The 8,529-nt window shown below is 71.2% G+C and carries 7 protein-coding genes; 2 read left to right on the top strand and 5 right to left on the bottom strand.

What is annotated here, in order from left to right; genetic code table 11:
• Window positions 1–11: 11 nt before the first annotated feature.
• A complete protein-coding gene (locus Sru01_RS07640) occupies window positions 12–914 on the bottom strand; it encodes a coiled-coil domain-containing protein (protein ID WP_203983179.1) in 903 nt (300 codons plus the stop codon).
• 276 nt (window positions 915–1,190) lie between these two features.
• Here Sru01_RS07640 and Sru01_RS07635 point away from each other — a divergent pair, with 276 nt between their 5' ends.
• On the top strand, window positions 1,191–2,627 hold the full coding sequence (locus tag Sru01_RS07635; RefSeq protein WP_203983178.1) for an aldehyde dehydrogenase: 1,437 nt from the start codon (window positions 1,191–1,193) through the stop codon (window positions 2,625–2,627).
• Between the two features lie 142 nt (window positions 2,628–2,769).
• Here Sru01_RS07635 and Sru01_RS07630 read toward each other — a convergent pair whose 3' ends face one another.
• From Sru01_RS07630 to Sru01_RS07620, 3 genes are all read right to left on the bottom strand, one after another.
• Window positions 2,770–3,903: an acetate/propionate family kinase gene (locus tag Sru01_RS07630; protein ID WP_203983177.1), complete on the bottom strand. Its 1,134-nt coding sequence runs from the start codon at window positions 3,901–3,903 to the stop codon at window positions 2,770–2,772.
• A 131-nt stretch (window positions 3,904–4,034) separates the two neighbouring features.
• On the bottom strand, window positions 4,035–4,790 hold the full coding sequence (locus tag Sru01_RS07625; protein WP_203983176.1) for an alpha/beta hydrolase: 756 nt from the start codon (window positions 4,788–4,790) through the stop codon (window positions 4,035–4,037).
• Window positions 4,757–5,026, bottom strand: a complete 270-nt coding sequence (locus tag Sru01_RS07620) for a hypothetical protein (protein WP_203983175.1) — start codon at window positions 5,024–5,026, stop codon at window positions 4,757–4,759. The genes Sru01_RS07625 and Sru01_RS07620 overlap by 34 nt, the downstream gene beginning before the upstream one ends.
• Before the next feature lie 257 nt (window positions 5,027–5,283).
• On the opposite strand from Sru01_RS07620, the gene typA reads away from it, so the two are divergent.
• Complete coding sequence (gene typA / locus Sru01_RS07615) at window positions 5,284–7,137, top strand: translational GTPase TypA (RefSeq protein WP_203983174.1); 1,854 nt, start codon at window positions 5,284–5,286, stop codon at window positions 7,135–7,137.
• A gap of 20 nt (window positions 7,138–7,157) precedes the next feature.
• Here the strand turns inward: typA and Sru01_RS07610 are convergent, their stop codons facing one another.
• Window positions 7,158–8,045 (bottom strand): polysaccharide deacetylase family protein, encoded by an 888-nt coding sequence (locus Sru01_RS07610; protein WP_239137079.1) that lies wholly within the window; start codon window positions 8,043–8,045, stop codon window positions 7,158–7,160.
• Window positions 8,046–8,529: the final 484 nt, after the last annotated feature.

The following is an 8,529-nucleotide window of genomic DNA, read 5'->3' as shown; positions in this document are numbered from 1 at the left end:
AAAAACACAACCTAGAACACGGAGACGTGGACGTGGTCGTAGTGGTTGGCGGTGATGCCGCCGCGGTCGGACATCTGCCGCCACCCGGCGCCGGTGCGGATGTCGTAGTAGCGCTGCCGCCAGATGATGTACATGATGCCGAGGCTGCGGCCGTTCTCGATGCACCACTCGGCCAGCGCGTCCCCCCGGGCCTGGGAGGCGGCGTCGGGCATCCGGCCGCCGGTGCTCATCATGAAGTCGCAGGCCCGGCCCTTGCCATGCTCGCCGGGGTCGCCGCGGCGCAGGCAGCCGACGCCGAAGGGCATGGGGAAGGACTGCATGATGACGTTGCGGATGCCGACCATGCGGCCGGTCAGGCCGGACCCGGCGTCGGGGGTCTGGAAGCCGAACTTCTTCAGCAGCGCGTCGACGTCCTTCTTCTTGGCCTCCAGCCGCCGGATCTCCTTGCGCATGTCGGCGATCTTGCCGTCCGACTCCTTGGCCGCGGTGACGGTCTCCTTGATCAGGCCGTTGATGCGGTTCATCCGCTGCCGCTTCTCCTCGGCCAGGTAGGTGACCGTGGCGGCCTGGCCGAGGATCGCGTCCGGGTCACCCTGGAAGGTGAGCACCCGCGGGCCGTCGATGCTGCCTGACATGTAGGAGTTGCGGTAGAACTGGGCGATCTGCTGCTCGGCCGTCACCAGGTCGGCGCGGAGTTTCTTGACCCGCCCGTCGGCCTTCTGCGCCGCGCGGCGGACGTCCTCCAGGCTCTGGATCTCGCCTCGGTAGGCCTTCTGCAGGTCGGCGGCCTGCTTGGTGAGCCGGTTCAGCCGGGCCTGCGGGGACGGCTCGGCCTCGGCCGGCGGCATGGCGAGCACCGAAAGCAGCGCCACCAGGACCGCGGCCGGCCACCGTGGCCGCCGATGTGATCGCATCAGCCCTCCCCACTTAGGACGCCCCGACTATAGAAGCCGATCTTCTGGGGACGCCACACGATCGGAAGAACGCCGTACACCATCCGCGACTTATCTACCACTTCGCGAACTTGCTCGCCCCCCGTTCCGGGATTTCGCCGGTCCGCCCGCCCCTTGCCAGCGACGGCAGAACATGATTCGGTTCAGGCGAGCGGGTCTTCGCGGCCGGCTCCGCCCGGTGACACTGCGCGATCACCGGGTCATCCTGAGAGATCCGCCCGACCAGGAGGCAACGGCATGCTCCAGCACGATCGTCTGTTCATCGGCGGCGACTGGGCGGCCCCCGCCGGCACCGCCACCATCGACGTCGTCTCCCCGCACACCGAGGAGGTCGTCGGCCGGGTGCCGGACGGCACGCCCGCCGACATGGACCGCGCGGTCGCCGCCGCCCGGGAGGCGTTCGATCACGGCCCGTGGCCGGCGATGACCATGGCCGAGCGCGCCGAGGTCGTCGGCCGGCTCGCCGATCTCTACGCGGCCCGGCAGGCGGAGATGGCGGAGATCATCACCACCGAGATGGGCTGCCCGATCACCTTCTCCCAGCTCGCCCAGGCGCCCCAGCCGCTCGGCATGCTCCAGTACTTCAGCGAGCTGGGGAAGACCTTCGCGGTGGAAGACGAGCGTCCCGGCACCTTCGGGCCGGTCACGGTGCGCCGGGAGCCGGTCGGCGTGGTCGCCGCGATCGTGCCGTGGAACGTCCCGCAGTTCGTCATCATGACGAAGCTCGCGCCCGCGCTGATCGCGGGCTGCACCGTCGTGGTGAAGCCGGCACCGGAGACGCCGCTCGACTCCTACCTGCTGGCTGAGATGATCAAGGAGGCCGGCATCCCGGACGGGGTCGTCAACATCGTGGCGGCCGGCCGGGAGGCGGGCGAGCACCTGGTCTCCCACCCGGGCGTGGACAAGATCGCCTTCACCGGCTCCACCGCCGCCGGGCGGCGCATCGCCGCGATCTGCGGCGAAGGGCTCAAGCGCTGCAGCCTGGAGCTGGGCGGGAAGTCCGCGGCGATCATCCTGGACGACTGCGACCTCGGCGCCGCCATGGGTTTCCTGTCCATCGCCTCGCTGATGAACAACGGCCAGGCCTGCGTCGCGCAGACCCGCATCCTCGCCCCGGCCGCCCGCTACGACGAGGTGGTCCAGGCGGTGGCGGACATGGTCGGCGGCCAGCAGGTCGGCGACCCGGCCGACCCGGCGACCGGGATCGGCCCGCTGGTGGCCCGGCGGCAGCAGGAACGGGTCGAGGGGTACATCCGCCTCGGCATCGAGGAGGGGGCCAAGCCGGTCGTCGGCGGCCTGGAACGCCCCTACGACCGCGGCTGGTACGTCGCGCCGACCGTGTTCGCCGGGGTCGACAACAGCATGCGGATCGCCCGCGAGGAGATCTTCGGCCCGGTGCTGTCGGTGATCGGCTACACCGACGAGGCGGACGCGGTGCGCATCGCCAACGACAGCGAGTACGGCCTGTCGGGCACGGTGTGGACCGCCGACACCGAGCACGGCATGGACATCGCCCGCCAGGTCCGGACCGGCACGTTCGGGGTGAACATCATGAACACCATGGATCCCTGCGCCCCGTTCGGCGGGTACAAGGCCAGCGGCATCGGCCGCGAGCTGGGCCCGGAGGGCCTGTCGGCCTACCTGGAGTACAAGACCATCGCCCGGCTCGGCTGATCTCGGCCCACGGCGCGACCGTCGCCCGGCGCGTTCCTCACGCCGCCGGGCGACGGCTTCGCCCCACGGATGCCCGAGATCGCCCCCGCGGGACGGCCCGCCGTCCCGTGGATCTCATACACTCCACCCCCCTAGACGACATTTATTGGGATTTGGTTCGCGCCACTACGGCCGAAGTCTCCCGGGCGATCTCCAGCTCCTCGTCGGTGGGCACCACCAGGACCGTCACCCGCGAGTTGTCCGCCGACACCCGCCGGGGGGCGTCGCCCGCGCCGCCGGAGTTGCGCATGGGATCCAGCCGGATGCCCATCGGCTCCAGACCGCCGAGCGCGTCCCGCCGGACCTGCGCGGAGTTCTCGCCCACCCCGCCGGTGAAGGCGATCACGTCCACCTTGCCGAGCACCGCGCAGAACGCCCCGATGTACCGGCGCAGCCGGTGGCAGTACACCCCGTAGGCCGTCGCGGCGGCTGCGTCCCCGGCCTTCACCCGCTCCAGCACCCGGCGCATGTCGTTGTCCCCGCACAGGCCGGCCAGGCCGCTGTGGTGGTTGAGCATCTCCTCCACCTGGTCCGCCGGCAGGCCGGCGCGCAGCAGATGGAAGATCGCCCCGGGGTCCACGTCGCCGGACCGGGTGCCCATGACCAGGCCTTCCAGCGGGGTCATGCCCATCGAGGTGTCCACGCACCGGCCGGCGGCCACCGCCGTCGCGCTGGCGCCGTTGCCCAGGTGCAGCACGATGACGTTGGCGGCGGCCGGCCGCTCGGCGAACCGCGCCGCCTCCCGGGCCACGAAGGCGGTGGAGGTGCCGTGGAAGCCGTACCGGCGCACCCCGTACCGCTCGGCGATCTCGCGGTCGACGGCGTAGGTGCGCGCGGCGGCCGGCATCGCGGCGTGGAAAGCGGTGTCGAACACGGCGATCTGCGGCAGGTCCGGGCGCATCTTGCGGGCGATCTCGATGCCGGCCAGGTTGGCCGGGTTGTGCAGCGGCGCGAGCGGCACCGCCTCGGCGATCTTCTGGACCACCTCGTCGGTGATCAGTACCGGTCCGGTGAGGTCGGGGCCGCCGTGCACCACGCGGTGGCCGATCGCCACCAGCTCTCCGGAGTCCATGGCGACCTCCTCGGCCACCCGTTTCAGCGCCGCCTCGTGGTCGGGGACGTCCGAACCCGCCTCACCGATACGCTCGATCTTGCCGGTGACCCGGCGTTCCGGCGCGTCGAGGTCGATCAGCTGGTACTTCACCGACGACGACCCCGAATTGATCACCAGGATCATGTGACCTCCCCTGCGCGTGGACCGCGGTGGCGGCTCGAACGTCCGGACGATACCTCCGAGGCGATGCCCTCGTATAGCGGTATCAACCAGCCGGGGGTACGACTTGTCACATCAGACGGCGACGCCCGCGGTCAGCGGGCCGCGTCCGCCGCCCAGGCGCCGATCCGCCGGACCAGGGCGGGAGTGGCCGCGGTCTCGGCGTGCCCGAACCCCGGCTCGACCCACAGTTCCTTCGGCTCGCGCGCCGCGGCGAACAGCTGGTGCGCGTGTTCCAGCGGGAAGAAGGTGTCGGCGTCCCCGTGCACGATCAGCAGCGGGGTCGGCGAGATCCGCCCGGCCGCCTCGTGCGGTGCGAGCGGCACCGGGTCCCATCGGCCGGCCATGATGCGGGTGCGCTTGGCCAGCCGGGCGGCCAGCCGGCCGTGCCGCCGCTCGATCGCCCAGTGCACCTGGCGCATCGGTCGGGTGCCGCGGTAGTACCACCGCGCCGGCCCGCTCACCGCGACCACCGCGTCCACCCCGCCGTACAGCGCGGCGTGCCGCAGGGCGACCGCCGCGCCCATCGAGAACCCGACCGTCGCCACCCGGGCGTAGCCGGCGGAGCGGGCGTGCCGCACCGCGGCGTCCAGGTCGAGCACCTCCGCGTCGCCGACCGTGGACAGGCCGCCCGACCGGCCGTGGCCGCGGAAGTCGAAGGCCACCACGCCCCCGTAACCGCTGAGCACGTGCGCGATGCGCCGGGTGGTGCCCGCCCGCCAGCAGCCGGTGAAGCCGTGCGCGAGCACCACCCCGAGGTCGGGCGCGCCCCGTGACGGGATGTGGGCCGCGTCGATCCGCACCCCGTCCTTGGTGATCAGCGTCGCGGGGAATGCTTCGGCGAGAGGCATGGCCCGAGCTTATTCACGGCCACCGCCTCGCACGACGCGACGCTCTGGTCCGGGGCGGCCCGCGTCTCCGCCTGCACCGAGATCGGCGTGACGATGCCGGCGACGAACGCGCCGAGCACCACCGTCCACACCCCGAGCCTGCATTGGTACGCAGTGTGCCGCCTGCACCTGTGCCGGCCGAGCGACTCGACGGCCCGGCCGGCGGACCCGGCGAGTTCCTTGAGTGCTTCGTCCATGACCATTGACTTCCCGAGCCGGACGGTGTTAGTCCAGAATGCCGATTCCTCGCGGTGCCTAATCCCGTTCCGGACGGGGGCATCGCCCGGTCCGGCGCTGCTCAGCGCCCAGTGGATCATGTACCAGAAATTTTGTGAACGGCGTGACGAAAGCCCCACTTGCCACGAGCGGCACGGCGCGGTAACGGCGATCGCCTAAAATGGACGTGGCCGCAGTGTCCGCGGCCGGCCCCACGACCCAGAGCGAGATCCCCATCATGCCTTTGAACAGCCGCGACGACCTGCGGAACATCGCGATCATCGCGCACGTCGACCACGGCAAGACCACGCTGGTGGACGCCATGCTCTGGCAGTCCGGTGCCTTCCGCGCCAACCAGGACGTCGACGAGCGGGTCATGGACTCCAACGACCTGGAGCGCGAGAAGGGCATCACCATTCTCGCCAAGAACACCGCGGTCCGGCACGGCGGCATGACCCTCAACATCATCGACACCCCCGGCCACGCCGACTTCGGCGGCGAGGTCGAGCGCGGCCTGTCCATGGTGGACGGCGTGGTGCTGCTGGTCGACGCCTCGGAGGGGCCGCTGCCGCAGACCAGGTTCGTGCTGCGCAAGGCGCTGGCCGCCAAGATGCCGGTCATCCTGTGCATCAACAAGGTCGACCGGCCGGACGCGCGCATCAAGGAGGTGGTGGACGAGGTCTACGAGCTGTTCATCGACCTCGACGCCACCGAGGACCAGATCGACTTCCCGATCGTCTACGCCTCCGCCAAGGCCGGCCGGGCCTCCTTGAGCCGCCCGCAGGACGGCGGCATGCCCGACTCCGAGGACCTCGAGCCGCTGTTCGAGACGATCGCCCGCACCATCCCGGCGCCGGTGTACGACCCGTCCGCGCCGCTGCAGGCCCACGTCACCAACCTGGACGCCTCCAGCTACCTCGGCCGCATCGCGCTGTGCCGGGTGCACCAGGGCACGATCCGCAAGGGCCAGCAGGTGGCCTGGTGCCGCACCGACGGCACCGTCCAGCGGGTGAAGATCAGCGAGCTGCTGATGACCGAGGCGCTGGAGCGCCGTCCCGCCGAGGAGGCCGGCCCGGGCGACATCATCGCCATCGCCGGCATCCCGGACATCATGATCGGCGAGACGCTGGCCGACCCGGACGACCCGCGGCCGCTGCCGCTGATCACCGTGGACGAGCCGGCCATCTCGATGACGATCGGCACCAACACCAGCCCGCTGGTCGGCAAGGTCAAGGGCGCCAAGGTCACCGCGCGTCTGGTCAAGGACCGCCTGGACAAGGAGCTGGTCGGCAACGTCTCGCTGCGGGTGCTGCCCACCGACCGGCCGGACGCCTGGGAGGTGCAGGGCCGTGGCGAGCTGGCGCTCGCCATCCTGGTCGAGCAGATGCGCCGCGAGGGCTACGAGCTGACCGTCGGCAAGCCGCAGGTGGTCACCCGGACCATCGACGGCAAGGTGCACGAGCCGGTGGAGCGGCTCACCGTGGACGCCCCGGAGGAGTACCTCGGCGCGATCACTCAGCTGCTCGCGGTCCGCAAGGGTCGCATGGAGCACATGACCAACCACGGCACCGGCTGGATCCGGATGGAGTTCGTGGTGCCCGCCCGCGGGCTGATCGGCTTCCGCACCGAGTTCCTCACCGAGACCCGGGGCACCGGCCTGGTGCACCACGTCTTCGAGGCGTACGAGCCGTGGTTCGGCGAGCTGCGCACCCGCAACACCGGCTCCCTGGTCGCCGACCGGGCCGGTGCGGTGACCGCGTTCGCCATGATGAACCTCCAGGAGCGCGGCACCCTGTTCGTCTCCCCGAGCACCGAGGTGTACGAGGGCATGATCGTCGGGGAGAACTCCCGGGCCGACGACATGGACGTCAACATCACCAAGGAGAAGAAGCTCACCAACATGCGCTCCTCCACCAGCGAGGAGACCGAGAAGCTGATCCCGCCGCGGGCGCTGTCGCTGGAGCAGGCGCTGGAGTTCTGCCGCGAGGACGAATGCGTGGAGATCACCCCGCAGACCGTCCGGCTGCGCAAGGTGGTGCTGGACGCCGCCACCCGCGCCCGCAGCGTGGCGCGCGCCAAGCGCGGCGGCTGACCCCCGAGCGCCGGCGAACCTCAGAAGCGCGCGGCCTGCGGCGCCCGCTCCTCGGCCCGGCCCGAGTAGCGCGCGCCGGCGGCCAGGCCGCGCGGTCCGTACAGCTCGGACACCGTGACGAACGTGTAGCCGCGGGCCGCCAGCTCGTCCAGCAGGCGCGGCACCGCGGCCGCGGTGGTCGGGTGGATGTCGTGCATCAGCACCACCGACCCCGGCCGGGCCGCGCTCGCCCGCCGCACGATCAGCGATGTGTCCCGGTCCCGCCAGTCCAGCGTGTCCAGATCCCACAGGATCTGCGCCAGCCCGGTCCGGCGGGCCTGCTCGCCCACCCGGGCGTCGGTCGCGCCATAGGGCGGCCGCATCAGGCTCATGGTCACCCCGGTGGCCGCGAACACCGCCTCCTGGGTGCGCGCCAGCTGCCCGCGCACCGCGTCCGGGCCGAGCCCGGTCAGCGACGGGTGGTCCCACGAGTGGTTGCCGATCTCGTGGCCCTCCGACGCCATCCGCCGCAGGTACGGCACCGTGGCGGGCTCCACCATCTGGCCGACCACGAAGAACGTCGCCCGGGCCCGGTGCCGTGCCAGCGCGTCCAGCACCGCGCCGGTGTAGGAGAAGGGGCCGTCGTCGAACGTCAGGGCCACGCACTTCATCCGGCCGCAGGGCATGCTGCGTGCCGCCGGCGCGATCACCGGGCGCACCCCCGGCCAGCCGGGCTGCTGGGCGATGACGCGTAAGGCCAGCAGCCGCGGATCGGTGACCGGTCGGACCGGCGCCGACCGGCGAACCGGGCCGTCATCGCCGGCTCCCGGCACGGGCGCCCTTACCTGCCCGCAGCCCGCCACGCCGAACGCGGCGGCCAGCGTCAGGGACATCGACAGCCATCTGAAGACGCTCCGGATCTCGGCCACCGTACCGCTCCCCCCGAACAGCGGCAGGGGTCACGGGTAGTGCTCGGCCGCTTCCCCCCGCAGAGTCCTGGCCAACTCGTCCCACCAAGGCGGAACGTCGGCGCGTAACTCGGCGTATCGGTGCGCCACCAAAATGGCGCATCCCCCCGGATCTGTACCCAAGTGCTGACGTTTCACCACACCCTCTCGCCAACGGTAGAAGCCATCGCTAAAGGTGATGACCAGCCCAATCCACACCGAAAGGATTGCGTCCTCGCACACCTCGTACGCGTCGGTCACCCCGAGTCCGGCAAGCTCCGCCCGAAGCCGCGCCATGGCCGCCCGGGCCTCCGTCACCCGGCCACCCCCCGGAAACCGGCGACCCGGACCCCTGAGCATGTCAACGTGAACACACCGATGATGTACCCGCCCCACCGAGACTTTGCACTGTGTTTATTGGCGCGCTGTGTTTCTTGGCGCGCGCTCCGCGCGCGCTGCGTTCTGG

It is taken from the genome of Sphaerisporangium rufum, assembly GCF_016863395.1.
Taxonomy (GTDB): domain Bacteria; phylum Actinomycetota; class Actinomycetes; order Streptosporangiales; family Streptosporangiaceae; genus Sphaerisporangium; species Sphaerisporangium rufum.
The sequence above is the reverse complement of the archived record's forward strand: the minus strand, read 5'-3'. Positions and strand labels throughout refer to the sequence as shown.